Below are 23980 nucleotides of genomic sequence, written 5' to 3'. Positions count from 1 at the left end.
TTAAGATAAGTCTGTTCATGGATGAACAGACTTATCTTAATAAGGGATTCTTATCTCTTTTTTCTACCGCTAAATTAAATTGGGTATCCATAAGTTTTTTTTCTAAATCTAAAACTTTATACTTATAGTTTTGTAATTGAAAATTAATATCTTTATTACGTAATCTATAAGTTTCTTTTTTGCTTAAAGCATCTTTTAACTCTAATTCTAATGTAGCAATTTTTTTCTCAAAAGAATTTTTTTCTTCTAAAATTTGTTGTGTATTTGCTTCTTTAAATTCTTCTAATTCTGCTTCTTTAAATTTAACTATTTCTTTTAATTTAGTTTCATTTTCTTTTAATTCAGAGTTTTCAACAGAATAATTATTAACCTGACTATGATATGCTGATATTTTTTCTTTTAAATCATCATTTTCATCACTTAATATAAGATTTATTTTTTGTGTTTTTTCTAATTTTTCAACTACTTTTTCATATTCTGAACATAGAACTCTATTATTTATTTCATCATTACAGTTTTTAAGTTTAGTTTCAAGTTGTTCGTTTTTATCTTGTAATTCTAATAATTCTTTATTTAATTCTGAAACTTGTAATTCATTATTATTATTTATTTCAGTTAGATCTTTTACTTTTTCAGTTAATTCTGCGTTTAGGAGTTTAAAATTTTCTAACTCTTTTAATTTTGTTTCCATATCGAATATAATAGATTTTAGAGATTCAACTTCTGATGTCCTTGCTTTTGCAGTCTCGTCTATTTCAACTTTAAGTTCTCTTAATCTTTCTTTTAATGTTAAATGACGTTCTTCAAGAGAATTTTTTTTCTTGGTGATATTTCCAATTTCTAAATCACATTTAAAAAGCTCATCTGCAATATTAACAGCTGTAAGAACTGCTGCAGAACTTGTACTTAACTTTTTATTACTTCCTGAAATCTCTCTTATTTTAGTATCTACATAAGCGGCAACATCAGATAAATATCTTTCGTCTTCTTTTCCTCTTAAATTATATTCCACACCATTTATTATAACCGTTACCGTATTCATTTTGCACCTCTCGAATTTTCATTATGCTATAATTATACCACAATTGACCTAAAATAACTATATGTTACCTTAAATTGATTAATGTAATATATACTGTTATACTAATTTCTGCGAGGTGTTTATATGGATTGTATGAATTTGTTAGAAAGTTGCAATTTATGTATGAGGAATTGTAATGTAAATAGAAATAAAGGGGTAAAGGGTATTTGTAATAGTACTAATAATATACGAATTGCAAGAGCAGCCCTTCATTTTTGGGAGGAACCGTGCATTTCAGGAGAAAATGGCTCTGGAACTGTATTCTTTTCAAATTGTAATTTAAAATGTGTTTTTTGCCAAAATTACGAAATATCAAGTGAAGGATTTGGAAAAGAAATAACTGTTGAGAGATTAGCTGATATATTCATAGAACTACAGGAAAAAGGGGCAAATAATATTAACTTAGTTACACCAACTCATTTTGTTCCACAAATTATAGAAGCATTAAAACTAGCAAAAAATAATGGACTAGATTTACCTATAGTATATAATACCAATTCAATTGATACATTAGATACAATAAAAGCTTTAAATGGATATATAGATGTTTATTTGCCTGATTTTAAATATTTTGAAGATAAGTATGCTATGAAATATTCAAAAATAAAAGGATATTCAAAAAACGTTATTGATGTTATTAATGAAATGATAAAGCAAGTAGGTGCACCTAAATTTGATAAAGATGGTATTATAGAGAAAGGGGTTATTGTAAGACATTTATTATTACCAGGATTGTTATTTGATTCCAAAAAGGTTGTTGATACAATTTATAAAAATTTTGGAGATAATGTATATATTTCTTTAATGAATCAATATACTCCTATGCACAATGCTAAAATGTATCCAGAAATAAATAGATCTATTAATGAAAAAACTTATGATGTTTTAATAGATTATGCCCTTTCTAGAGGTGTAAAAAATGGGTTTATACAAGAGTCTGGAACTAATTCTAAAGAGTTTGTGCCTGATTTTAATAATGAAGGTGTATAAAAAGGATAGTTTAATATTAAACTATCCCCATTTTACTAATAACACCATCAATTATTTGCTTTCTTTTTTGAGTTAAGTATTCACCATAGAAAGTTTCTTGCTCTTCTAAACTTAACTTATCTAAAATTTCAGTATTGATACTATTTAATACTATTTTATTAATATCAAGTCTATACGTCTTTTTAATTTTATTAGTAATTTCATTATACTCTTCTAATGATTTACTCTTTTTATATTTTCTTATTAAACAGTCTAATGATGTATCATATTTTTTTATTTTATATACAATTGAATTAAGAGTTGTTAATTTGTTTTTTAGAAAATGAATTTCATAAGCTTGTTTACATTTAATTAATTCATTAATAGTATACTCCGTATTATTTATATTAAATTTAACAATTCCATCATTAAAAGCTTTTTCTATAATATAATTCAGAATTTCACTGTTATCATCACATAATAAAACTGATTTTCCACCAATTATTTCTAAACCCTTTTTTAGTTGATTAATTTTTTCATTTAATCCTCTATCCTTTATTTCCATGTATTTCCCTCCAGTATTATTGATAAAAGTTTTTTCTTTAGATTTAAAAAAATATGAATAAATTTATTTAGCACTGTTGATTATACAGGATTTGGGGTATCTTTGTAAAATATATTTATGAAATAATAGATTTTTTTACTAAAAAAGCACGTTAAATTTATGTAAAGTTACTATTTTAATTTTCTAAATTATGTTTTATAATGAAGAAAAAGGGTAGGGAGGAATTACCATGATTTTAAGATGTATAAATAATAATTTATGTGCTAGTTTAACTGTAAATAAGGAGTATTATGTAATTGAAGAAACTTCTGAATATTATGTAATAATAGATGATTTACAAAATGAGACAACTTGTAAAAAGTCAAGATTTGTTATTGTAGAAGATAACGATTTATCAAAGAAGTGTAAAGCAACTATTAATGAGCTTTCATTCCAATTAGAAAATGAATTCAAGGATATTAAGAATTTTTCAATTAGAAAAAATTCAAAGGGTGAAATTAAGGAGATTATTGTAAAGTTTAAATATGAATAATTATTAAAACTTTGTATAAATTAAGTAATCCCTAATATAAATGTATATTCTACATTTATATTAGGGATTTTACATTATTTATATTGTTATAATTATATATAAAATTATTTCATTAGTTTACAAATATTATTAGTAAATTCAACAGGATCTGATATTGATAAACCTTCTATTAATAATGCTTGATTATATAAAATATTAGTATATAAGTTTAATTTATCTTTATCATTCTCATATGCATCTTTTAATGAGTTAAATATATCATGATGAACATTAATTTCTAAGACTTTTTGAGCTTTTACATCTTGATTATTAGGCATTGAATTTAATACCTTTTCCATTTCAATTGAAAGCTCACCTTCATTTGATAAACAAACTGGATGATTTTTTAGTTTCTTAGATGCTTTAACAGCACTTATTTTGCCATTTAATATTTCCTTCATAGTATCAAATAATGAGTTATTTTCTATATTATTTTCTTCTTCTTTATTCTCGTCATCATTATTTTCTATGCCTAGATCACTGCTAGAAACTGATCTAAATTCTTTTTCTTTATATTTCATTAACATCTTTATAGCAAATTCATCGATATCATCTGTGAAATATAAAATTTCATATCCTTTATCTAATAAGACCTCAGTTTGTGGCATTTTTTCAATTCTTTCAATAGATTCACCAACAGCATAGTAAATATATTTTTGGTCTTCGCTCATTCTTGTAATATATTCATCTAATGTAACCATCTTCTTTTCTTTTGATGAATAGAACATTAGTAAATCTTGAAGAACTTCTTTTTCAGCCCCAAAATTATCATATACACCGAATTTTAAAGTTCTTCCAAATGCTTTATAGAATTTCTCATAACTTTCTCTTTCATTTTTAAGCATTTTTTCTAATTCGCTTTTAATTTTATTTTTTATATTTTTAGCAATAAATCTTAACTGTCTATCATGTTGAAGAATTTCTCTAGAAATATTTAAAGATAAATCTTCAGAATCAACTATTCCTTTTACAAACCCAAAATAATCTGGTAAAAGATCAGAACATTTATTCATAATCATAACACCATTTGAATATAGTTCTAACCCCTTTTCATATTCTTTAGTATAAAAATCATAAGGCATATTTTCAGGAATATATAATATTGCATTATAGCTTACAGTTCCATCAACACTTAAATGAATATGTTTTAAAGGATTATCAAATCCATAATGCTTTTCTTTATAGAAATTATTATAATCTTCTATAGTTAATTCATTTTTATTTTTTCTCCAAATAGGAACCATACTATTAACTACTTTTTCTTCTATGTAGTCTTCATAATCATTTTCAGTTCCTTCTTTAAGCTTTCTTTCAGTTATATCCATTTTAATTGGATATCTAATAAAGTCTGAATATTTTTTGATTAAAGATTTTATTTTATATTCATTTAAATACTCATCAAAACTTTCATCATCTGTATTTTCTTTTACATGTAATATAATATCAGTACCTACTGTATCTTTAGTACATGGTTCTATTGTATAACCTTCAACACCAGTAGATTCCCATTTATAAGCTTCATTATTTCCAAAAGCTTTAGTGATTACAGTTACTTTATCTGCTATTAAAAATGATGAATAAAATCCTACACCAAATTGACCTATTATGTCACAACCATCTTTAATTTCATTTTCTTTTTTAAATTGAAGAGAACCACTTTTAGCAATAACTCCTAAGTTATCATCTAACTCCTCTTTATTCATTCCAATTCCAGTATCACTTATTTTAATTATTCTATTATCCTTATCTATAGAAACCTTAATAAAAAAGTCATCTTTATTAAAGTTTATAGTGTCATCTCCTAAAGATTTATAATATATCTTATCAATAGCATCACTAGCATTAGAGATAAGCTCTCTTAGAAAGATTTCTCTATGTGTGTAAATTGAATTAATCATTAAATCTAATAGTCTTTTAGATTCTGCTTTAAATTGTTTTGTTTCCATAAAACTCTCTCCTTAATAACATTTATATTTTGTTGTTAGCACTCTATATAGATGAGTGCTAACCTTATATAATTAATTTTACTCATTTATATTTTAATGTCAACATCTTAATATGAGAATTTTTAACAAATCTTTTGTTAATGGTTTCATAAAAATTCTAGCTTAATAATACAACGAATATATTATTATATATTATTTATAATGTGGAGGGATTTTTACGGGAAGGTGGTATGGAGAAAATAAAAATATAAACGAAAAAACTATAGTAACTTCACTTTATATTTTTCCTATTTGTTTACTTTATTTTCCTAATACAAGTTATATTATATGGGCATATCCGCTAATTGTTTATTTCTTATGCATAGAAAGTAACAATGTAAGAATTAATGCAAGGAAAGCATTTATATTACAAGTAACTTATACTATTATAAATATATTATTTATTAAATCTATAAGGAAAATAGTAGGGAAACTTATTTACTATCCTTATCCACAATATGTATTAAACTTGTTTGCATCAATTGCAGGACCATTAATATTTACAGTTACATCTGTATTTATTGCTTTATCTTTAATTTTTATTATAGATAATTATTCATTTAAATAATTTGTGATTTAAAAATAAAAATTAACTCTCTTTCTTCAAAATATTAATGAGAGTTAATTTTTATTTTAGAATTTAAATTCCCTTTAATATCTTACTACTAAATGAATCAATTTTAATATTTAATCTGCTACCTTGACTTGTAACTTTATTATTTTCATCTAATAAATCTATAACTAATTTATTTTTAAATGGATTATCAAGTTCTATATACTCTTCTTTATCATCAAGATTTAATAATATTAATATCCAACTGTCATTTAAATATCGACCAAAAACAAATTGCTTATTTTTAACAATAAATTCTTTATATACTCCATAAGTAAGTTCTTTATTATTTTTTCTTATAGAAATTAAAGTAGTAATAAAATTTTCAAGTTGTTTTGAATCTTCATTTTTATCAAACTCATCTATATTAAGTTGAGGCCTTAGATTAATATCAGTAATACTTCTATCACCTTCTATCCCCCATTCACTACCATAATATATTGATGGTATTCCTGGGATTGTAAATAACAAGGTATATATATTATTTAAATATCTTTTATCATTTACAATAGTAGCTATTCTATTTACATCATGATTATCCACGAAGTTATATAATGTTAAATTTTTATATATACCATACTCTCCAAATTGTCTATTAAGTGAATAAGCTATTTCAAAATAATTTTTATCGTTATGTCCTGAATATAATCCTTTATATAACTCATAATTTGTTGCAGAATGTAACATTTCAGGTGAAACTATAGAGTTATAATCACCATGAATAATTTCACCAATTAGCCAGAAGTTGTTTTTTTTCTTGTTAGTTATAAACCTTAACTGCTTAATAAAATCTTTTTCTAATAAATATGCAACATCAAGCCTTATCCCATCAATATCAAAATAATCAATCCATTCTTCAACAACTTGAAGTAAATAATCTTTTACAGCTTTATTATATAAGTTTAGCTTAACTAAATCATAGTGACCTTCCCAACCTTCATAGTAAAAGCCATCATTATAACTACTATTTCCATTAAAATTAATATTAAACCAAGAGGAATACTTTGAGTTACTACCGTTATTTTTAACATCTAAAAATGCCCAAAATTCTCTACCGACATGATTAAAAACACCATCAATAATAACTTTTATATTATTAGCATGAAGTTTAGATACTATATCCTTAAAATCATTATTTGTTCCTAAACGCTCATCTAGCTTAAGATAATCTATTGTATCATAACCATGATAGCTTGATTGGAATATAGGTCCAAAATAAATTGCATTTATGCCTATATTTTTTAAATGATTTATCCATTTATCATCAAATTTATTAAATCCCACATTTGATGATACCACTTTTTTATTATTAAGAACACCGCAAAAACCTAATGGATAAATGTGATAAAATACTGCATCTTTTATTGAATTTAACATTTAATACCCTCCTAAAACAATTACTTTTTATCATAAATACAACTATTTCCCATATAATATATAATATAAAAAAACTCATAATATTCTCCTATAAATAAAGCCTTTTGGATTTAATTTATTATTTCATCCAAAAGGCTTACATTTTTTGTGATATAAAGTTTAATAGGCAACTCCCCATTTATTATATGCTTCTATAACTTCTTGTTGGCGTTCAAGTGCCCTTTCATAATTATTATTTAACGCATATAAACTTGGGGCTTGTGGCAAGCCGGCTAAAAGAGTTGCTTCATCTTCGGTTAAATCATTTGGTTGTTTATCAAAATATCCATTACAAGCAGCTTTTATTCCTGTAAAACCATCTCCATAATAAACAACATTAACATATACTTCTAAGATTTCTTCTTTAGAATATAGTTTTTCTAGTTCAAAGGCTAAAAAGATTTCATTTATTTTTCTTTCAAAAGTTTGATTCATATCTAAGAAGACGTTTTTTACTAACTGTTGGGTTATTGTACTTCCACCTTCTAGAATTTCCTTATTTTTCATATTAATAAGTGTTGCACGAGCTATAGAGATTAAATCTATTGCTCCATGTTCATAAAAACGATGGTCTTCAATTGCAACAATTGCATTTAAAAATGTTCTATTTATATCTTTAGCTTGTACATAATTAGAGTTTGATTGTATTTCAGTTATTATATTCTCAATTTCAACATCATCTATTACTGACTTATGAATATAAGATGTTATTAACATAAAGCTAAAAAACATTATAATAGTTAAAGCTATTATAATTTTAGGTAATTTAAATTTAACGTTCTTTGACATAGATATAGTTCCTTTTCCTTAACTTAATTATAGTTATATTATACATTAAATTTTAAAAGTATATCTATAGAATCTATTACATTTAAATTACAATTTTGTAATATAAGGATTTTTTTAATTGTATTATTGTGTATAAAATTAAAAAAATGGCAATAATCATTAATGTAAGATACATTTTGTGTATTGAGCTACACACATACCTCTGTATAATTACCTTAAATAAAGGAGCAGGTTTTACTATTTCCTGCTCCTTTATTTTAATTAAAAACTTCTATAACGTAAATAACGTTCATTTAAAAGTTCTCGTACTGTTTTATTTTTCAAAATATTTAATTCCTTTATTAAGCTTTCCTTAATTTCAGTAGCAACAAAATTAATATCACTTTGAGCGCCTCCAGCAGGCTCTTTGATAATTTTTTCAATTACTCCTTTTTCTAATAGATCATAAGAAGTAATTCCCATTATTTCAGAAACTTCTTGAGCTTTTGAGGCATCTTTTAATAGTATAGAAGCAAATCCTTCTGGTGATAAGATTGAATAGACAGAATTTTCAAGAGCCCATACTCTATCACCACAAGCTAATGCAATAGCACCACCACTACCACCTTCTCCTATAATTATAGAGATAATAGGAACAGTAATTTGAGATATTTCCATTAAATTTCTGGCTATAGCTTCTCCTTGACCCCGTTCTTCAGCCTCAATTCCACAATAAGCACCTGAGGTATTAATAAAGCAAATTATAGGTCTTTTAAATTTTTCAGCTTGCTTCATTAATCTTAGAGATTTTCTATAGCCTTCTGGATAAGGAGAACCAAAATTCCTTTCCATATTTTCTTTTAAATTTTTCCCTTTTTGTATGCCTACTACAGTTACAGGAATCTCATTTAATAATCCTATTCCACCAATGATAGATTTATCATCTCTATAGTTTCTATCTCCATGCAATTCAAAAAAGTTATCAAATATTAAATTTATATAATCTTCTGCATTGGGTCTTTCTACCATTCTAGCTAAGGTCAGTCTATCCCATGCTTTAATTTTTTTAGTCAATTGATACACCTCCTTGAGGTTTATGCAACTCTAGTAGTAAAGATAAGGTAGATTTTAATTCTTCTCTTTTCACAATATTATCTACAAACCCTTTTTCTAATAAGAATTCTGCACTTTGAAAGTCATCTGGTAACTTTTCTTTAATTGTCCCTTCAATTACTCTTCTTCCGGCAAATCCTATTAAAGCTTTAGGTTCGGCAAGAATTATATCTCCAAGCATTGCAAAACTTGCAGTGACTCCACCAGTTGTAGGATCGGTTAAGACAGTTATATAAAGTAGCCCTTTTTCACTATGTTTTGCAAGTGCTGAACTAATTTTTGCCATTTGCATTAAGGAAAGAATTCCTTCTTGCATTCTAGCACCACCTGAAGCCGTAAAAATTATTATTGGTAGATTTTCGCTTATTGCTTTTTCAATGGCAAATGTAATTTTTTCACCAACAACTGTACCCATACTTCCCATCATAAAACTTGAGTCCATTATACAAATAATTGATGCATTTCCATTTATATTACACTTTCCAGTTACAACAGCTTCATTAAGATTAGAGTTTTCCTTATTTACTTTTAATTTGCTATCGTAATCAGGAAAGTTCATTGGGTTTTTTGATTCTAGACATTTATTAAATTCAATAAATGTATTTTTATCACAAATGAGTTCTATTCTTTCACGCGCTGCTAATCTAAAATAGTAATTACAATTAGGGCACATTTTATAATTTTCATCTAAATTTTTCTTATATAAAATTTTTCCACAGTGATTACACTTTACCCATGCCCCATCAGGAACACTTGGAATATCATTGCTATCAGTAGGCGATACGTTTATGACACCGTATTGTTTTTTCTTAAAAATCCCCATAATTTCACCTACCTATAAATTGTATTCTTTGCTTATAAAACTTGTATCAAAAGTTCCTAAGCGGAATGTTTCATTATTTAAAATATCTATTTGAAATTCAATATTATTTTCTATTCCTTCAATAATAAATTCATCTAAAGCACGTAACATTTTACTTATTGCTTCTTCTCTGGTTTTTCCATGAGCAATGAGTTTTGCAATCATGGAATCGTAAGTTGGAGGAATAGTATAACCGTTATAAACAGCTGTATCAACTCTAATACCATTTCCACCAGGTATGTTTAAAAAACTAATTTTACCAGGGCAAGGAGCAAATGATTTCCTTGGATTCTCAGCATTAATTCTACATTCAATTGCATGACCTTCTATTTTTATATCATCTTGTGTTATTTGTAATTCATCTCCATTAGCAATTTTTAATTGTTCTTTTACTATATCAATAGAAGTTATCATTTCTGTTACAGGATGTTCTACTTGAATTCTAGTATTCATTTCCATAAAATAAAAATCACCATGTTTATCTACTAAAAACTCAATTGTACCAGCATTAACATAATTAACAGCTTTAGCTGCATTAATAGCTGCATTACCCATTTTTTTTCTTAGCTCATTATTTAAAATATAAGATGGAGCTTCTTCAAGAACTTTTTGATTTCTTCTTTGAATAGTACAATCTCTTTCACCAAGATGAATTATATTACCAAATGTATCTCCTAAAATTTGAAATTCTATATGTCTTGGATTTTCAATGAACTTTTCCATATATACTGAATCATCCCCAAAGTTGTTTTTAGCTTCAGATCTAGCTGTAAAAAATGCATTTTCTAATTCATCTTCATTAGAAACAATTCTTATACCTTTACCGCCACCGCCTAAAGAGGCTTTAATCATTACGGGATATCCAATTCTTTTAGCTTCTATTTTAGCATCTTCAATATTTTCAATAAGACCATCACTACCAGGAATAATAGGCACATTTGCATTTCTCATAATTTCTCTTGCAACTGACTTATTTCCCATAATATTTATAGTATCACTACTTGGTCCAATAAACTTAATGTTACATTCTTCACACATACTTGCAAAACTAGCTTTTTCTGATAAAAAACCAAATCCAGGATGAATTGCATTACACCCAGTTACTACTGCTGCACTTATGATATTACTTTCATTTAGGTAAGAATCTTTAGATTTTGAAGTTCCAACACAAATAGCTTCATCTGCAAGTTCTGTATGCATAGCATCTTTATCAACTTCCGAATAAATAGCAACAGTTTTTAATCCAAGCTCTCTACAAGCCCTTATAATTCTTACAGCAATTTCACCTCTATTAGCTATTAAAACTTTTCTAATCATAAAACACCTCTTCTTTATTAACCTACCATAAAGGTTAATTCTCCTTCACAAACCTTCTTATCATCAACGTAAGCAATTCCATATCCAACACCAGCTTTGCCACGTATTTTAGTAAGTTCAACTTCTAATCTTAACGTATCTCCAGGAACAACTTTTCTTCTAAACTTAGCATTATTTATTCCTGCAAAATATGCTATCTTACCTTTAAATTCATCCTTACTTAAAAGAGCTACAGCACCAGCTTGTGCTAATGACTCAATTATTAATACACCTGGCATAACAGGTTCAGTTGGAAAATGCCCTTGAAAGTAATGTTCATTTGCTGTAACATTTTTTATTGCAGTTATTTTATTTTCCTCAATTTTTATAACCTTATCTATTAAAAGAAAAGGATATCTATGAGGAATTATATTCATAATTTCCTTAATATCCATTTTAAAATCTCCTTAAATAATAGATATTTTAATAAGTGGCAGTAAAAATTATTTATTAAATTTTCACCACCACTAATACCTATAAGTTTATTTATTATTACGAACGAATCTTAAATAATTCCATTCCAAACTCAACAATTTCTTCATCATTTCTTAAAGCTTCAACAATTTCACCATCAACTTCAGATGTGATTTCATTCATTATCTTCATAGCTTCTACTATACATAATACATCACCTTTTTTAACCTTTGATCCAATTTCAACATATGGAGCTCCCCCTGGAGTTGAAGATGAATAATAAGTTCCAACTAATGGTGATTTAACTATAGCTAAGTCTTCTTCTATTACTTCTTCTTTTTCAACTAAAGTTTCTTCACTCAAAGATTCAGATGATTTTATAAATGTTTTTGAGTTTTCAGTTTTATTTATATTAATATCATTTTCTTTATATAAATAATTTTCTTCATTTTTACTTAGTTTTAATTTTATATCATTGTTTTCTAGTTCAAAGACTCTTAGTGAAGATGAGTCTATCTCTTTAATAAGCTCTTTTATTTGGTTATAGTCTAACATTTTAACTACCTCCATTTTTTAAATATAAGAGTTCCGTTATGTCCACCAAATCCTAAAGAGTTTGACATTGTGTATTCTACATCAGTTTCTTTTCCTTCATTCACAACAAGATTTAGATCACACTCTTCATCTTTATTTACATAATTAATTGTGGCTGGAACAAAATTATCTTCTATAGCTTTTATAGAAACAATAGCTTCAATAGCTCCAGCAGCACCTAATAAATGACCAGTCATTGATTTTGTAGAACTAACATATGAGTTCATATAATTATCGCCTAAAGCTTTTTTTATAGCTAAAGTTTCAACCTTATCATTTATTTCTGTAGATGTACCATGTGCATTAATATAAGATATTTTATCACTGCTTATATCAGCATCAATTAATGCATCTCTCATAGATCTATATGCACCATCGCCATCTAAACAAGGTGATGTTATATGATAAGCATCACAAGTTGAACCATAGCCAACTATTTCTGCATATATTTTAGCGCCTCTTTTTAGTGCACTATCTAGATCTTCTAATATTAATGCTCCAGCACCTTCCCCCATTACAAATCCATTTCTATCTTTATCAAATGGAATTGATGCCCTATTTCTATCTTCACTTCTACTTAATGCAGTAAGTGATTGGAAACCTGCAATTCCAAACTCACATATAGAAGCTTCAGCACCACCAGCTACAATAATATCAAGATACCCATCTTTAATACTTCTATAAGCCTCACCAATACAATGAGTTGAAGTAGCACAAGCAGAAGTTAAGCTTAATGTGCTTCCTAAAATTCCATGCTTTATTGCAATAGTACCTGAAGCAATATTTGAAATAGCCATTGGTATAGTAAGTGGTGATACTCTGTTAGGTCCCTTAGCTACTAAAGTTCTTATTTGGCTTTCAATTGTACAAAGGCCACCAATACCAGAACCAAACATTACTCCAATTCTTTCTTTGTTTATTGTATTTAAATCAAGTTTACTATCTTTAATAGCTTCATCTGCTGAAATAACAGCAAATTGAGTATATCTATCCATTCTTTTTGATTCTTTTTTATCTATAAAGTTGCTAGGGTCAAAATCTTTAACCTCAGCAGCCATTTTCACTTTAAAATTTTCGGCATTAAATAAAGATATTTCATCTATCCCATTCTTGTTTTCTTTAATACCGTTCCAAAAACTATCTACATTATGACCAATTGGAGTTATTGCTCCAAGTCCAGTGATTACCACTCTTCTTTTCAATTTAATGCCTCCTTTATGCCATTACCATTCCACCATCAACATTTATAACTTGACCTGTTATATAGTCTGATAAATTTGATGATAAGAACAATACTAAATTAGCAACTTCTTTTGGATCACCTATTTTTTTCATAGGTATACTTTTAATTATTTCTTCTTTAACCTTATCAGGTAGATTTTTAGTCATATCAGTATTTATATATCCTGGAGCTACTACATTAACATTTATATTTCTTGAAGAAAGTTCTCTAGCTACTGATTTAGAAAATCCAATAACACCAGCTTTTGATGCCGCATAATTACATTGACCTGCATTACCAGCTATACCAACTACAGAAGAAATATTAATTATTTTTCCATATTTTTGTCTAACCATAATAGAAGAAACTGATTTTGTAGTATTAAATGTTCCTTTTAAATTAACATCTAAAACATCATCAAAATCCTCCTCTTTCATTCTAAGTATTAATCCATCCTTAGTTATTCCAGCATTATTAATTAAAACATCTATTGTATTATAGTGAGCTTTTACTTCTTTTATAAAATTATCAACTTCATTAGTAATACTAACATCACATTTTATTGCAAATGCATCTACACCAAAGCTTTTAATTTCATTTAATAAATTTTCTACTTCACTATTTAAGTTTCTATAATTAATAGCTATATTAGCTCCATTTTGTGCTAAAGTTAATGCAATTTCTCTACCGATTCCTCTAGTAGCACCAGTCACTATTACATTTTTACCTTTTAACATATAGCTTCCATCCCTTCTAGTGTCTTATTAAGTGATTTTAAATCTTCTACATTGAAGATTTTTACATCAGTTTTCTTTTCTTTACTTATTTCACGAACAAAACTACTTAAAGTTTTTAAAGGTCCTATTTCAATAAATGTATCAATACCCTCATCAATCATTTTTTCAATTGTTTCACTCCATCTTACAGATGATTTAACTTGATTAATTAATAAAGGTTTGATTTCTGTTTTATCATTAATAAAATCAGCTGTTACATTTGTTATTGTTTTTATCTTTGGATCATTAAATTCTATATTTTTAAATTCATTTTCTAATTTAATAGATGCTTCATTTAATAATGAAGTATGGAATGGTCCTGATACCTTTAAAGGAATAACTCTTCTAGCACCGCATTCTTTCAATAAGTCAGTAGCTAATTCTACAGCAGCACATTCGCCACCTATTACTATTTGATTATTAGTATTATAGTTGGCTATCTCAACTATACCTTTTTCACTAGCAACCTTTAATACCTTTTTTATTTTACTTTCGTCTAATCCAATAACAGCAGCCATTGAACCTATACCTTGAGGTACTGCCTCTTGCATGAAACGGCCTCTCTTTTTAACTAAAGAAACTGCAGTTTCAAAATCTAAGGCTTCACTAGCAACAAGAGCAGAATATTCACCTAAACTTAGCCCAGCAACAATATCTGCTTTAATCCCCTTTTCTTTTATAGCTTCCAAAATAGCTATTGAAGTAGTTAGTATTGCTGGTTGTGTGTTTTCAGTAATATTTAAATCTTCTTTATCACCGTTAAATATTAATTCTTTCAAATCAAATCCTAAAACTTCATTAGCTTTATCATATATTTTTTGACAGTTAGGAATATTATTATATAATTCCTTTCCCATCCCTATATATTGTGAACCTTGACCTGAAAAAATAAAAGCTACCTTCATAATTCCTCCATTAATCTATTACTTATAGATTTCTTTTAATTTCTTCGTATTCATTAAACATTTCTTCAATTATATTTTTAACACTTTGAATTTTCTTTACCATTCCAGAGATTTGCCCTGCCATAAGCGAGCCATTATCAACATCACCATCAACAACAGCTTTCTTTAAAGCACCCTTACCTAATTCTTCAAGTGTTTCAAGAGATGCATTACTATTTTCAAGCTTTAAGTATTCTTTTGCAAGTTTATTTTTTAATACCTGTACAGGGTGTCCAGTACATCTTCCTGTAACAACCGTATCAATATCCTTTGATTTTATAACAGCATTTTTATAATTATCATGTATTTGACACTCTTCAGATGCTAAAAACCTTGTTCCAACTTGAACACCACTTGCTCCAAGGACAAATGCAGCGGCAATCCCTCTACCATCACCTATTCCACCTGCACCTATAACAGGTATATTTACAGCGTCAACAACTTGAGGTAATAATGCCATTGTAGTTAGCTTACCAACATGACCACCAGACTCACATCCTTCAGCTATTACTGCATCTGCCCCACATCTTTCCATTCTTTTAGCTAAAGCTACAGATGCTACTACAGGAATCACTGTAATACCAGCCTTTTTCCATTTTTCCATGTATTTCCCTGGGTTACCAGCTCCAGTAGTAATTACCTTTACACCTTCTTCAATTGCCATATCTGCTAATTCATCAGCATTTTCTGATAAAAGCATTATATTAAGTCCAAAAGGCTTATCAGTAAGTTCTTTTGTTTTTCTAATTTGTTCTCTTATATAGCTAGCAGGAGCATTAGCCCCTGCAATAATTCCAAGTCCACCTGCATTAGATACAGCTGCAACTAAAGTACTCTCTGAAACCCAAGCCATTCCGCCTTGAAAAATAGGATACTTAATACCTAAAATACTGCATATATCCTTTTTCATACATTTACCTCCAATACTATTTTGCTGTTGCTTTTTCAATGTAGTTTACAGCATCTGAAACTGTTTTTATATTTTCAACTTCCTCAACTTTTACATCAAAAGCATCTTCAAGCTCCATTATAACTTGGAATAAATCTAATGAATCTGCTTCTAAGTCTTCTATAAATCTTGTTTCTAAAGTAACATCTTCTTCATTAACCCCTAATTGATCTACTACTATTTCTTTAATTTTTTCAAATATCATTTTAATTTCCTCCTAAATTTTAACCAACGTTATTTCTATTTTTTTTACGTTTAAATTCAATTTTTTCTCTTAATTTTTATAAGATACTACCATTCAAGTAGTATTCCAGCCCAGGTTAGGCCACCACCAAAAGCAACTAAAATAATTTTATCACCTTTTTTTATTAAATTTTTTTCTACAATTTCACTAAAGGCAATAGGTACACTAGCTGCTGAAGTATTTCCATATGATTCTAGATTCACATAGAACTTGTCCTTGCTTATATTTAACTTTTTAGCAGCATCGTCTATTATTCTTAGATTTGCTTGATGTGGAATTATATATTTAATATTTGATATATCTTCCCCAGAATTTTCTAATAGCTTATTTACTACTTTAGGGATTATAGATATAGCAAATTTAAAAACCTCTCTACCATCCATTTGTATGTGTTCCTCTCTTTTAAGAGAATTTTCTGCAAATGGTGTATTAATTGTAAATTGATTAGCAGTTAATGCTTTAGCACCTGTTTTTCCATCTGAACCAAAGTAAGTACTTATGATTCTACTATTGTCTGAACTAGCTTCAAGAATAGCTGCACCTGCACCATCACCGAATAATACACAAGTATTTCTATCATTCCAATCTATTATTCTTGAAAGAACTTCACTACCGATAACTAAAGCTTTGCTCCCTTCTCCATTTTTAATTAAAGAGTTAGCAATTATAGATGCATATAAAAATCCAGAGCAAGCAGCACTTACATCAAATGCAGCTGCATTATTACATCCTAATACGCTTTGGACACTACATGCAGTAGAAGGCATAATTCTATCAGGTGAAGTTGTGGCAACTACAATTAAATCTATATCTTCTGGAGTGCAATTTGCCATTTTCATTGCATTAATTGATGCTTTAACAGCTAAATCCACTGTGTTTTCACCAGTTGAAATTTTTCTTTCACATATTCCTGTTCTTTTTACTATCCATTCATGTGATGTATCAACTAAATTAGATAATTGATCATTACTTACAGCATTTTCTGGACAGTAATGTCCAACGCCTACTATTTTTACTACATTCATTTTAACACCTTTGTTTTTAAAATATAATTATTTGATAATCAAATAATACTATTAAAAATTTGAAATATTAAATCTTTTAATATTTCTCTTTAGTTAATCTCATAATAAATAATAAGTTATTAATATATTTAATCTAATAAAATATACAATTTATTAAATAGAGTTTGTTTATAATTTTATAAATAAAAAAAATAATTCCAAAATAAAAATATAATTTTAAAGTTAAATTAATATAAAATAATTCAAATAGCGACTAAACTTCTAAAATTATCCACTCCCCTTTCAAAAATTTTGATTATCAAACATCTTTATAATAAGACTACTTTGGGATTTTGTCAATCTTTTTTTATAATATTGCCTTCCTAGAAGTATATATTACATTTTAAAAATATATTTTAAATATCAAAATATTTCATTTAAGAAAATGATTTTCAGAATTGAAAAATAGAAAAGCTACTAATAATATAAGGGGCGTCGGAGTTAGTATATTGAATTAAATAGTTAGTAAAGAAAATAGAATTCTAATATTTTAGAATTCTATTTTCCTTATATTTATAAGTTAAGTGTTGGTTTTTCTGATGGTTCTAATTCACCTAAGATAAATGGGAGTACTTCATCTACATTAATATTAAGTACTAATGCAAATTCTTCGTGTAATAATCTTTTAGCTTCAGACATTATTTTCTCATCACCTACATAAAGTTTTTTACCTTCATTTTTTTTCTTTTCTTTCTCAAGATATAAAGTTTTTATTAATTTCACTAATGCTACAGTATCTCCCTTTTTCAAAATATCAGTATATTTTTCCTTACGGAGATTTATATCATCAATCCATATAGTCTCATTATCAGGCATTGATTTTATTAATTCATATACGTCTTTTACAGTCATAATTTTTCTTGTATTAATCATAGGATTATCAATAGGAGCATAAATAGTTGAATTAGGATCATAAGCAGGTTTAAGAACGTAATACTCTCTTTCTATATTAGTATTAAACTTCTTTTTCACTATATCAGTTATTTTGCATACGCCTGTTGTTCCATAAATAATATAGTCATTTTTTGAAAACATCATATTCCTCCTTAATAAAAAAAACATGCAATTTATCGACAACTGGACTTACGTTGTATATCGACAAACTACACGTTGTATGTTAAATAATTTATATATTGAATAAATTCAATATTATTTTTCTACCATTATTATACCGTTAAAAAAAATTTTTTTCAAATGATTGTAATTTAAATTAATTACTACTTTTAATATACATAGTTAAATAATAAGTAATTTTATATTTAATGATATCTTTATTTTTCATCAATAAATCTTTATAATAGTATCATAATATACTTTAGGAGAGATTTTTATTTTATGAATAAGATATTAACAGAATCAAATATTAAAAAACTACAAGAAGAGCTAGATTATAGAATGACAGTAAGAAGAGCAGAAATAGCTAAAGAAAAATTAATTGCAGCAGCACATGGAGATAGGTCTGAAAATGCTGAATATAAAGCTGCTTGTGAAGAGTATAGGGAAAACGACAATAGAATTCAGCATCTATTAACTCTTATAACTACTGCTACAGTTATTGATGATGAAAACATAGACAAATCAACTTTAGGGATAAATACAAAAGCTAAAATTAAATTTATAGATGATGATTTTGAGGATACTATAACTTTAGTAACTACATTAGATGCTAAACCAGAAGAGATGTTAATAAGTATTGAGTCAGAACTTGGAAAAGCGTTGTCGGGTAAAAGAGTTGGAGATATAGTTGAAGTTGAAGCACCAGGTGATAATTATTCTGTGGAGATATTAGAAATATTTTAAAAAAGAAATACTTAAAAAAACTGCTATATAAAATGTGAATCTCATATAGCAGTTTTTAATTTATTATAAATATTTAGAGTTATAGTAAGTTTATTTCTTTACATAGTTCGGATATAAATAAGTTTTTATATTCTATATATTTATTTATATCATTAGGAAATAATTTAGAAGCTTTAATTTTAACTTTACTATAATTTTCAGCAGCTTCTTTATTACTATTTAAGTAATTTCTTAATAAGATCTGTTTCTTTAATTCTTTTGATTTTCGAGTATAAACATATAAGTTATGCGTCATGAAGTTTTGAGTACCAATATACTTAAATGCTTCAATTTCTTTAAGTTTCAATGAACCTTTATATGTATACCCAATTTTATCTAATCTTTTTATAACAATATTAAAACAATTATAAGTTGGAATAATAATATCTATATCAATTATAGGATTACCTACTAATCCTTTAACAGATGTACCTCCAACATGTTCAATGCCAATAATAACATCATCTAATGATTTTATTAATTCATCCTTTATTTTTTCAAACTCTAATTCCCAATTTTTATCATAAGGTAAAACTACAACTTCACTAGTCTTCATTTTTCCTCCTATATAAATTATTAAGTGGTTTATATATTATTTATATTTCATTTTATAATAACATATTCAAATTTATATAGCTTATTTTATTATCTTACATTACTTATTATTATTTAATTATCATCTTTTAAAATTGAAACAAATCGTAATAAATCAACTAATAGATTTAAGAAGCTTATAAATATAGAAAATGAAAGATTTACTATTTCTTCTTCTGATAAAAGGCCATACTTACATCTATTTTGAACAGATTTAATAATTATCAAAGCGTAAATAGAATATATAGCAATTCCAATAACTGAAATAATTAAATCATATGTTCCAAATTTGAAGAAAAATATATTTATAAATTCTAAAACTAATAAAACTAGAATACCTATTGTTACAATTGGACCTAATTTGAATATATTTTCCTCACTTTGATTTGAAGCAACTAAATAAGAGATACCAAATATTAAAATTACTCCAATTATTACAGAAATAAATGTGGCAGTTCCTAAATTATAAAAATAATATATATAAGTTGAACCTGTAAGTATTCCTAAAATAAAAGCATATATATTCATACTAGTTTTATTTCTAACAAATCCACCACGTCTACTAAAAGCCGATATTAAAACTAATATAAAAAATGCTATGTTTAAAAAATACCTAAAACTTGCTGGGATAAAATTAACACCTATGAATGCTCCTAATGCTAGAAATAATAAAGCTATAAAAAATGTTTTTAATATTTCTAGATAATTACTCTTAACTATACTTTTCATTTCACAACCTCCTACTACCTTCCATTTTTATTATATCCATATAATATTAAATAATAATATATCTTCTGTTAATTTTCTGTCAATTTTGAAAAATGCACCTATTTTATAGGTGCATTTAAGATTCTAAGATAAATTACTTTTAGTTTTTAACTCAAGGGGTTCTGATATTTCCTTCATAGCCTTTTTGAATTGAATAAAGAATAATATAGCAGTTGTAGAAACAGCTAATATATCAGCTACAGGTTCTGCCATAAATACAGCAGTTGTTTTATCAGTCATAAATAGTGGCATAATATAAATTAAAGGAACTAATAATAATATTTTTCTTAATAAAGCTAAGAATAATGATGTTTTTGCATTTCCCAATGCAATAAATGATTGTTGACAAGCAATTTGTATACCAAACACACAAGAAACAGCCATATATATTCTTAAGGCATGACTTGTAAACTCAACAAGCTCTGGATCATTATTAAATATAAGAACGAAACTTCTAGGTGTTATCATTGCTAGTCCCCATAGAACAAATGAATATACTACACATGATATAAGTAGTATTTTAAATGCCTTTTTAACACGCTCAGCATTTTTAGCACCATAATTATAACTTATAATTGGTTGACCACCTTGTGTTAATCCAGTAAGAGGAAGCATTGAGAATTGCATTACACTTGTAAGAATTGTCATTGCTCCAACTGCAACATCCCCCCCATATTTTAATAGTGATGAGTTAAAACAAACCGCTATTAAACTTTCTGTAGATTGCATTATAAATGGTGCTAGTCCTAATAATATAGAAGGAAGTATTATATCCTTAGATAAACGTAAATTTTTCTTTCTTAATTTTAATGTTGTTTTTTTGCCAGTTAAGAAGAATAATATCCAAATCATAGATAATGATTGAGAAATTATTGTTGCTAATGCAGCACCAGATACTCCCATATTGAATCCAAAAATAAATATAGGATCAAGTATAATATTAAATATTGCTCCTATTAAAACTGTCATCATACTAGTTTTTGCAAATCCTTGTGCACTAATAAATGCATTAAGTCCAAGAGTTAATTGAACAAATATTGTTCCAAGGCTATATATTTTCATATAACTTACTGCAAATTCTATTGTATTTTCACTTGCTCCAAATATTAAAAGTAAGTCCTTTGAAAATAAAGAAAAAATAACTGTAATAATAAGTGATAAAATTATTAATAATGAAAATGAATTTCCTAAAGTTTTTTCTGCATTATCCTTCTCACCTTTTCCTAAAAAAATTGAAGCCCTTGGAGCAGCACCCATACTTACAAGAGCAGCAAAGGCTGAAATAAGCATAATAAGAGGTAAACATACTCCTACCCCTGTAAGGGCTAATTTACCAACATTTTCAATATGGCCAATATACATACGGTCTACTAAATTGTACAATAAGTTAATAATTTGTGCTGCAATTGCAGGAACTGCTAATTTAAAAAGTAGTTTTCCTACACTGCAACTTCCTAATTCTTCAGTTTGATTATGTTGCATAATATCTTTCTCCTTTAATAAAATTGACAAATAATAATAATTTCTATAAAATAGTTTACAAGGAAACAGTTTATGTGTCAACTATATATGGAGGATAATAATGAAAAACAATTTTGATATTACTAAAATACTATATTCTATTAAGAATATAAATGATTTATATTATAATTTATCGGTAAAAGTTGCGGCTGAATGTGGAATTACAAAACCAGAAGCTGATGTTTTAGCCTTTCTTAATAATAATCCAACATGCGATACAGCTAAAGACATAGTTAAATTAAAAGGGTTTTCAAAAGCGTATGTTTCAAAAGCTGTAGAACCACTCTTAGAAAAAGGATTTATAAAAATTGATATTGATAAAAGTGATAGAAGATGCCAACACTTAAAGCTTACTGAAGAAGCTAAACCTATAATAAAAGAGTTATATAATATGCAAAATAAATTTGTAAGTAAAATTACAGAGGGAATAGCAAAAAAAGATATAGAAAAATATCTTGAAGTGATACAATGTTTTTCAGAAAATGCTACAAAATAATAAGAAAGAGAGCATTTGTTAACAAATGCTCTCTTTCTTATTTAATTTACAAAACCAAATTCATCAAAAGGAAATACCTTAATAAATGCCTTTCCTTTTATATCATTAAAGTCTATATATTTATTTACCCAATATCTAGAATCAAAGGAATTCCCCCTATTATCTCCTAAAAAAAAATATTTTTCAGCAGGTACAGTATAAGATCCAGTAAAATAATCTTGATTTTGGATATAATCTTCAGTTAAAACTTCACCATTTATACTTAATACACCATTATCTATTACAATATTATCATTAGGTAGGCCTATTAATCTTTTTATCATTAATTCTTTTTTTTCATCAGAATAAAAAATTATTAAATCTCCTCTATTTAAACTTTCTTCTTTATAGATTCTATTAGCAAATAATCTATCGCCTACTTCTAGAGTCGGAAGCATTGATTCACTAGGAATTTGAATTTGAAATATTAGAAATTTATTTATTAATATCGCTATAAAAATCGCACAAATAATTGGTATAATCCAATCATAAAAAACTTTCAATAAAAAATTTTTTTTCTTCGCTACCTCTGTCATAATACTCTCCCATTATTACCATTATAGATTGTCCAATAAATAAAATTATTTATTGAAATAGTTCGTTATTATTATCATCAAAATATTTAACATCTAAACGAATTCCAGAACTTTCTTCAGGGGTTAAATTTTCTTTTATTAAAACCATAGATTCTTTTCCAAGTTCTAAGTCAGCAGTATATTTATAAATATTGTTTATTGTGATTTCAACCTTCGAAACCTTTTTACCGTTAGAAATTATAACATAACCATATTTTGCATTAGATATATCATTATAATTTTCATAAATTATTCTGTAATTAGAAACACCTAATCCATCTTTAGAAATGTCTAATTTATTTGCCTGATTTAATTGATATTTTCCTTCATTATCTTTTTCATATACAAAAACTCCTTGAGTGGAATCAGTTGAAAATCCTACAATTTTTGTATCTGCAACATAAATTTCATCTATAACTGAAAGACTATATTCATTGACTATATTTTCTAATTCCTCTTTATTAATATCTTTTAATTCCTCATCATTTCTATTTAAATAAATTTTACTTTCCATACAGCTTATAAAAAGTAAATTTAATAAAATAATGGAAATTACTAATATAATTCTTTTCATAGGTTTCCTCCATTTATTATTAAGAAGATAATTAAATTATATTTTATTTCATTATGTATAATTTAATT

Annotated in this window: 26 protein-coding genes; 4 read left to right on the top strand and 22 right to left on the bottom strand. The window is 26.6% G+C overall.

What is annotated here, in order from left to right; all coding sequences use genetic code 11:
• Positions 1-31 precede the first annotated feature (31 nt).
• On the bottom strand, positions 32-1042 hold the full coding sequence (gene zapA / locus I4V51_RS08165) for a cell division protein ZapA (RefSeq protein ID WP_195987858.1): 1011 nt from the start codon (positions 1040-1042) through the stop codon (positions 32-34).
• A gap of 123 nt (positions 1043-1165) precedes the next feature.
• Between zapA and I4V51_RS08160 the strand changes: the two genes are divergently transcribed.
• Positions 1166-2071, top strand: coding sequence for a radical SAM protein (locus I4V51_RS08160; protein ID WP_195987856.1), 906 nt, complete (start codon positions 1166-1168; stop codon positions 2069-2071).
• A gap of 16 nt (positions 2072-2087) precedes the next feature.
• Here I4V51_RS08160 and I4V51_RS08155 read toward each other — a convergent pair whose 3' ends face one another.
• The gene (locus I4V51_RS08155) at positions 2088-2615 is read right to left on the bottom strand and encodes a hypothetical protein (protein ID WP_195987854.1); all 528 of its coding nucleotides are present in this window, start codon (positions 2613-2615) and stop codon (positions 2088-2090) included.
• Positions 2616-2844: 229 nt separating this feature from the next.
• On the opposite strand from I4V51_RS08155, the gene I4V51_RS08150 reads away from it, so the two are divergent.
• Entirely contained in the window at positions 2845-3147 is a 303-nt protein-coding gene (locus tag I4V51_RS08150; RefSeq protein ID WP_195987853.1) for a hypothetical protein, read from the top strand.
• 104 nt (positions 3148-3251) lie between these two features.
• Here I4V51_RS08150 and htpG read toward each other — a convergent pair whose 3' ends face one another.
• The 15 genes from htpG to I4V51_RS08075 all read right to left on the bottom strand — a co-directional run bounded on the left by htpG (position 3252) and on the right by I4V51_RS08075 (position 18541).
• Positions 3252-5132, bottom strand: coding sequence for a molecular chaperone HtpG (gene htpG, locus I4V51_RS08145; RefSeq protein ID WP_195987852.1), 1881 nt, complete (start codon positions 5130-5132; stop codon positions 3252-3254).
• 679 nt (positions 5133-5811) lie between these two features.
• A complete protein-coding gene (locus I4V51_RS08140) occupies positions 5812-7161 on the bottom strand; it encodes an alpha-amylase family glycosyl hydrolase (RefSeq protein ID WP_195987851.1) in 1350 nt (449 codons plus the stop codon).
• Positions 7162-7320: 159 nt separating this feature from the next.
• Positions 7321-7989, bottom strand: coding sequence for a biosynthetic peptidoglycan transglycosylase (locus I4V51_RS08135; RefSeq protein ID WP_243281453.1), 669 nt, complete (start codon positions 7987-7989; stop codon positions 7321-7323).
• 261 nt (positions 7990-8250) lie between these two features.
• Positions 8251-9051 (bottom strand): acetyl-CoA carboxylase carboxyltransferase subunit alpha, encoded by an 801-nt coding sequence (locus I4V51_RS08130; protein ID WP_347708650.1) that lies wholly within the window; start codon positions 9049-9051, stop codon positions 8251-8253.
• Positions 9035-9904, bottom strand: coding sequence for an acetyl-CoA carboxylase, carboxyltransferase subunit beta (gene accD / locus I4V51_RS08125; RefSeq protein ID WP_195987849.1), 870 nt, complete (start codon positions 9902-9904; stop codon positions 9035-9037). The genes I4V51_RS08130 and accD overlap by 17 nt, the downstream gene beginning before the upstream one ends.
• A gap of 12 nt (positions 9905-9916) precedes the next feature.
• Positions 9917-11260 carry an acetyl-CoA carboxylase biotin carboxylase subunit gene (locus tag I4V51_RS08120; protein WP_195987848.1) on the bottom strand — a complete coding sequence of 448 codons (1344 nt, stop codon included), beginning with the start codon at positions 11258-11260 and terminating at the stop codon, positions 9917-9919.
• A 17-nt stretch (positions 11261-11277) separates the two neighbouring features.
• Positions 11278-11694 carry a 3-hydroxyacyl-ACP dehydratase FabZ gene (gene fabZ, locus I4V51_RS08115; RefSeq protein ID WP_195987847.1) on the bottom strand — a complete coding sequence of 139 codons (417 nt, stop codon included), beginning with the start codon at positions 11692-11694 and terminating at the stop codon, positions 11278-11280.
• A gap of 97 nt (positions 11695-11791) precedes the next feature.
• Positions 11792-12268, bottom strand: a complete 477-nt coding sequence (gene accB, locus I4V51_RS08110; protein ID WP_243281452.1) for an acetyl-CoA carboxylase biotin carboxyl carrier protein — start codon at positions 12266-12268, stop codon at positions 11792-11794.
• A 5-nt stretch (positions 12269-12273) separates the two neighbouring features.
• On the bottom strand, positions 12274-13509 hold the full coding sequence (gene fabF, locus I4V51_RS08105) for a beta-ketoacyl-ACP synthase II (protein WP_195987844.1): 1236 nt from the start codon (positions 13507-13509) through the stop codon (positions 12274-12276).
• Positions 13510-13522: 13 nt separating this feature from the next.
• The gene (gene fabG / locus I4V51_RS08100; RefSeq protein ID WP_195987842.1) at positions 13523-14266 is read right to left on the bottom strand and encodes a 3-oxoacyl-[acyl-carrier-protein] reductase; all 744 of its coding nucleotides are present in this window, start codon (positions 14264-14266) and stop codon (positions 13523-13525) included.
• Positions 14260-15213, bottom strand: a complete 954-nt coding sequence (gene fabD, locus I4V51_RS08095) for an ACP S-malonyltransferase (RefSeq protein ID WP_195988035.1) — start codon at positions 15211-15213, stop codon at positions 14260-14262. The genes fabG and fabD overlap by 7 nt, the downstream gene beginning before the upstream one ends.
• Before the next feature lie 19 nt (positions 15214-15232).
• Complete coding sequence (gene fabK, locus I4V51_RS08090) at positions 15233-16159, bottom strand: enoyl-[acyl-carrier-protein] reductase FabK (RefSeq protein ID WP_195987840.1); 927 nt, start codon at positions 16157-16159, stop codon at positions 15233-15235.
• A gap of 16 nt (positions 16160-16175) precedes the next feature.
• On the bottom strand, positions 16176-16403 hold the full coding sequence (gene acpP / locus I4V51_RS08085) for an acyl carrier protein (protein WP_195987833.1): 228 nt from the start codon (positions 16401-16403) through the stop codon (positions 16176-16178).
• Positions 16404-16489: 86 nt separating this feature from the next.
• Complete coding sequence (locus I4V51_RS08080; protein WP_195987831.1) at positions 16490-17467, bottom strand: beta-ketoacyl-ACP synthase III; 978 nt, start codon at positions 17465-17467, stop codon at positions 16490-16492.
• Between the two features lie 552 nt (positions 17468-18019).
• Complete coding sequence (locus tag I4V51_RS08075) at positions 18020-18541, bottom strand: CarD family transcriptional regulator (protein ID WP_195987829.1); 522 nt, start codon at positions 18539-18541, stop codon at positions 18020-18022.
• Positions 18542-18841: 300 nt separating this feature from the next.
• Between I4V51_RS08075 and greA the strand changes: the two genes are divergently transcribed.
• Entirely contained in the window at positions 18842-19306 is a 465-nt protein-coding gene (gene greA, locus I4V51_RS08070; RefSeq protein WP_195987827.1) for a transcription elongation factor GreA, read from the top strand.
• A 79-nt stretch (positions 19307-19385) separates the two neighbouring features.
• Here the strand turns inward: greA and I4V51_RS08065 are convergent, their stop codons facing one another.
• From I4V51_RS08065 to I4V51_RS08055, 3 genes are all read right to left on the bottom strand, one after another.
• Complete coding sequence (locus I4V51_RS08065; protein WP_195987826.1) at positions 19386-19901, bottom strand: GrpB family protein; 516 nt, start codon at positions 19899-19901, stop codon at positions 19386-19388.
• Between the two features lie 113 nt (positions 19902-20014).
• On the bottom strand, positions 20015-20668 hold the full coding sequence (locus I4V51_RS08060; RefSeq protein ID WP_195987824.1) for a Bax inhibitor-1 family protein: 654 nt from the start codon (positions 20666-20668) through the stop codon (positions 20015-20017).
• A 123-nt stretch (positions 20669-20791) separates the two neighbouring features.
• On the bottom strand, positions 20792-22189 hold the full coding sequence (locus I4V51_RS08055) for an MATE family efflux transporter (RefSeq protein WP_195987822.1): 1398 nt from the start codon (positions 22187-22189) through the stop codon (positions 20792-20794).
• Positions 22190-22289: 100 nt separating this feature from the next.
• On the opposite strand from I4V51_RS08055, the gene I4V51_RS08050 reads away from it, so the two are divergent.
• Positions 22290-22724 carry a MarR family winged helix-turn-helix transcriptional regulator gene (locus tag I4V51_RS08050; protein ID WP_195987820.1) on the top strand — a complete coding sequence of 145 codons (435 nt, stop codon included), beginning with the start codon at positions 22290-22292 and terminating at the stop codon, positions 22722-22724.
• Between the two features lie 41 nt (positions 22725-22765).
• Here I4V51_RS08050 and lepB read toward each other — a convergent pair whose 3' ends face one another.
• Both lepB and I4V51_RS08040 read right to left on the bottom strand, forming a co-directional pair.
• Positions 22766-23299, bottom strand: a complete 534-nt coding sequence (gene lepB / locus I4V51_RS08045; protein WP_195987818.1) for a signal peptidase I — start codon at positions 23297-23299, stop codon at positions 22766-22768.
• Between the two features lie 49 nt (positions 23300-23348).
• Positions 23349-23912, bottom strand: a complete 564-nt coding sequence (locus tag I4V51_RS08040) for a hypothetical protein (RefSeq protein WP_195987816.1) — start codon at positions 23910-23912, stop codon at positions 23349-23351.
• Between the last annotated feature and the right edge of the window lie 68 nt (positions 23913-23980).

This window comes from Clostridium sp. D53t1_180928_C8, assembly GCF_015667795.1.
GTDB lineage: Bacteria > Bacillota > Clostridia > Clostridiales > Clostridiaceae > Clostridium.
This window is presented reverse-complemented; position numbering and strand designations above follow the sequence as displayed.

What these genes read in the sequence shown, in the direction of transcription:
- I4V51_RS08160 (WP_195987856.1), top strand. Translation starts at nt 1,166, where the DNA reads ATGGATTGTATGAATTTGTTAGAAAGTTGCAATTTATGTATGAGGAAT.
- lepB (WP_195987818.1), bottom strand. Translation starts at nt 23,299, where the DNA reads ATGACAGAGGTAGCGAAGAAAAAAAATTTTTTATTGAAAGTTTTTTAT.
- I4V51_RS08075 (WP_195987829.1), bottom strand. Translation starts at nt 18,541, where the DNA reads ATGTTTTCAAAAAATGACTATATTATTTATGGAACAACAGGCGTATGC.
- I4V51_RS08065 (WP_195987826.1), bottom strand. Translation starts at nt 19,901, where the DNA reads ATGAAGACTAGTGAAGTTGTAGTTTTACCTTATGATAAAAATTGGGAA.
- zapA (WP_195987858.1), bottom strand. Translation starts at nt 1,042, where the DNA reads ATGAATACGGTAACGGTTATAATAAATGGTGTGGAATATAATTTAAGA.
- fabG (WP_195987842.1), bottom strand. Translation starts at nt 14,266, where the DNA reads ATGTTAAAAGGTAAAAATGTAATAGTGACTGGTGCTACTAGAGGAATC.
- I4V51_RS08040 (WP_195987816.1), bottom strand. Translation starts at nt 23,912, where the DNA reads ATGAAAAGAATTATATTAGTAATTTCCATTATTTTATTAAATTTACTT.
- I4V51_RS08080 (WP_195987831.1), bottom strand. Translation starts at nt 17,467, where the DNA reads ATGAATGTAGTAAAAATAGTAGGCGTTGGACATTACTGTCCAGAAAAT.
- I4V51_RS08150 (WP_195987853.1), top strand. Translation starts at nt 2,845, where the DNA reads ATGATTTTAAGATGTATAAATAATAATTTATGTGCTAGTTTAACTGTA.
- accB (WP_243281452.1), bottom strand. Translation starts at nt 12,268, where the DNA reads ATGTTAGACTATAACCAAATAAAAGAGCTTATTAAAGAGATAGACTCA.
- I4V51_RS08120 (WP_195987848.1), bottom strand. Translation starts at nt 11,260, where the DNA reads ATGATTAGAAAAGTTTTAATAGCTAATAGAGGTGAAATTGCTGTAAGA.
- fabZ (WP_195987847.1), bottom strand. Translation starts at nt 11,694, where the DNA reads ATGGATATTAAGGAAATTATGAATATAATTCCTCATAGATATCCTTTT.
- I4V51_RS08155 (WP_195987854.1), bottom strand. Translation starts at nt 2,615, where the DNA reads ATGGAAATAAAGGATAGAGGATTAAATGAAAAAATTAATCAACTAAAA.
- accD (WP_195987849.1), bottom strand. Translation starts at nt 9,904, where the DNA reads ATGGGGATTTTTAAGAAAAAACAATACGGTGTCATAAACGTATCGCCT.
- I4V51_RS08140 (WP_195987851.1), bottom strand. Translation starts at nt 7,161, where the DNA reads ATGTTAAATTCAATAAAAGATGCAGTATTTTATCACATTTATCCATTA.
- acpP (WP_195987833.1), bottom strand. Translation starts at nt 16,403, where the DNA reads ATGATATTTGAAAAAATTAAAGAAATAGTAGTAGATCAATTAGGGGTT.
- htpG (WP_195987852.1), bottom strand. Translation starts at nt 5,132, where the DNA reads ATGGAAACAAAACAATTTAAAGCAGAATCTAAAAGACTATTAGATTTA.
- I4V51_RS08050 (WP_195987820.1), top strand. Translation starts at nt 22,290, where the DNA reads ATGAAAAACAATTTTGATATTACTAAAATACTATATTCTATTAAGAAT.
- I4V51_RS08055 (WP_195987822.1), bottom strand. Translation starts at nt 22,189, where the DNA reads ATGCAACATAATCAAACTGAAGAATTAGGAAGTTGCAGTGTAGGAAAA.
- fabK (WP_195987840.1), bottom strand. Translation starts at nt 16,159, where the DNA reads ATGAAAAAGGATATATGCAGTATTTTAGGTATTAAGTATCCTATTTTT.
- I4V51_RS08135 (WP_243281453.1), bottom strand. Translation starts at nt 7,989, where the DNA reads ATGTCAAAGAACGTTAAATTTAAATTACCTAAAATTATAATAGCTTTA.
- greA (WP_195987827.1), top strand. Translation starts at nt 18,842, where the DNA reads ATGAATAAGATATTAACAGAATCAAATATTAAAAAACTACAAGAAGAG.
- I4V51_RS08060 (WP_195987824.1), bottom strand. Translation starts at nt 20,668, where the DNA reads ATGAAAAGTATAGTTAAGAGTAATTATCTAGAAATATTAAAAACATTT.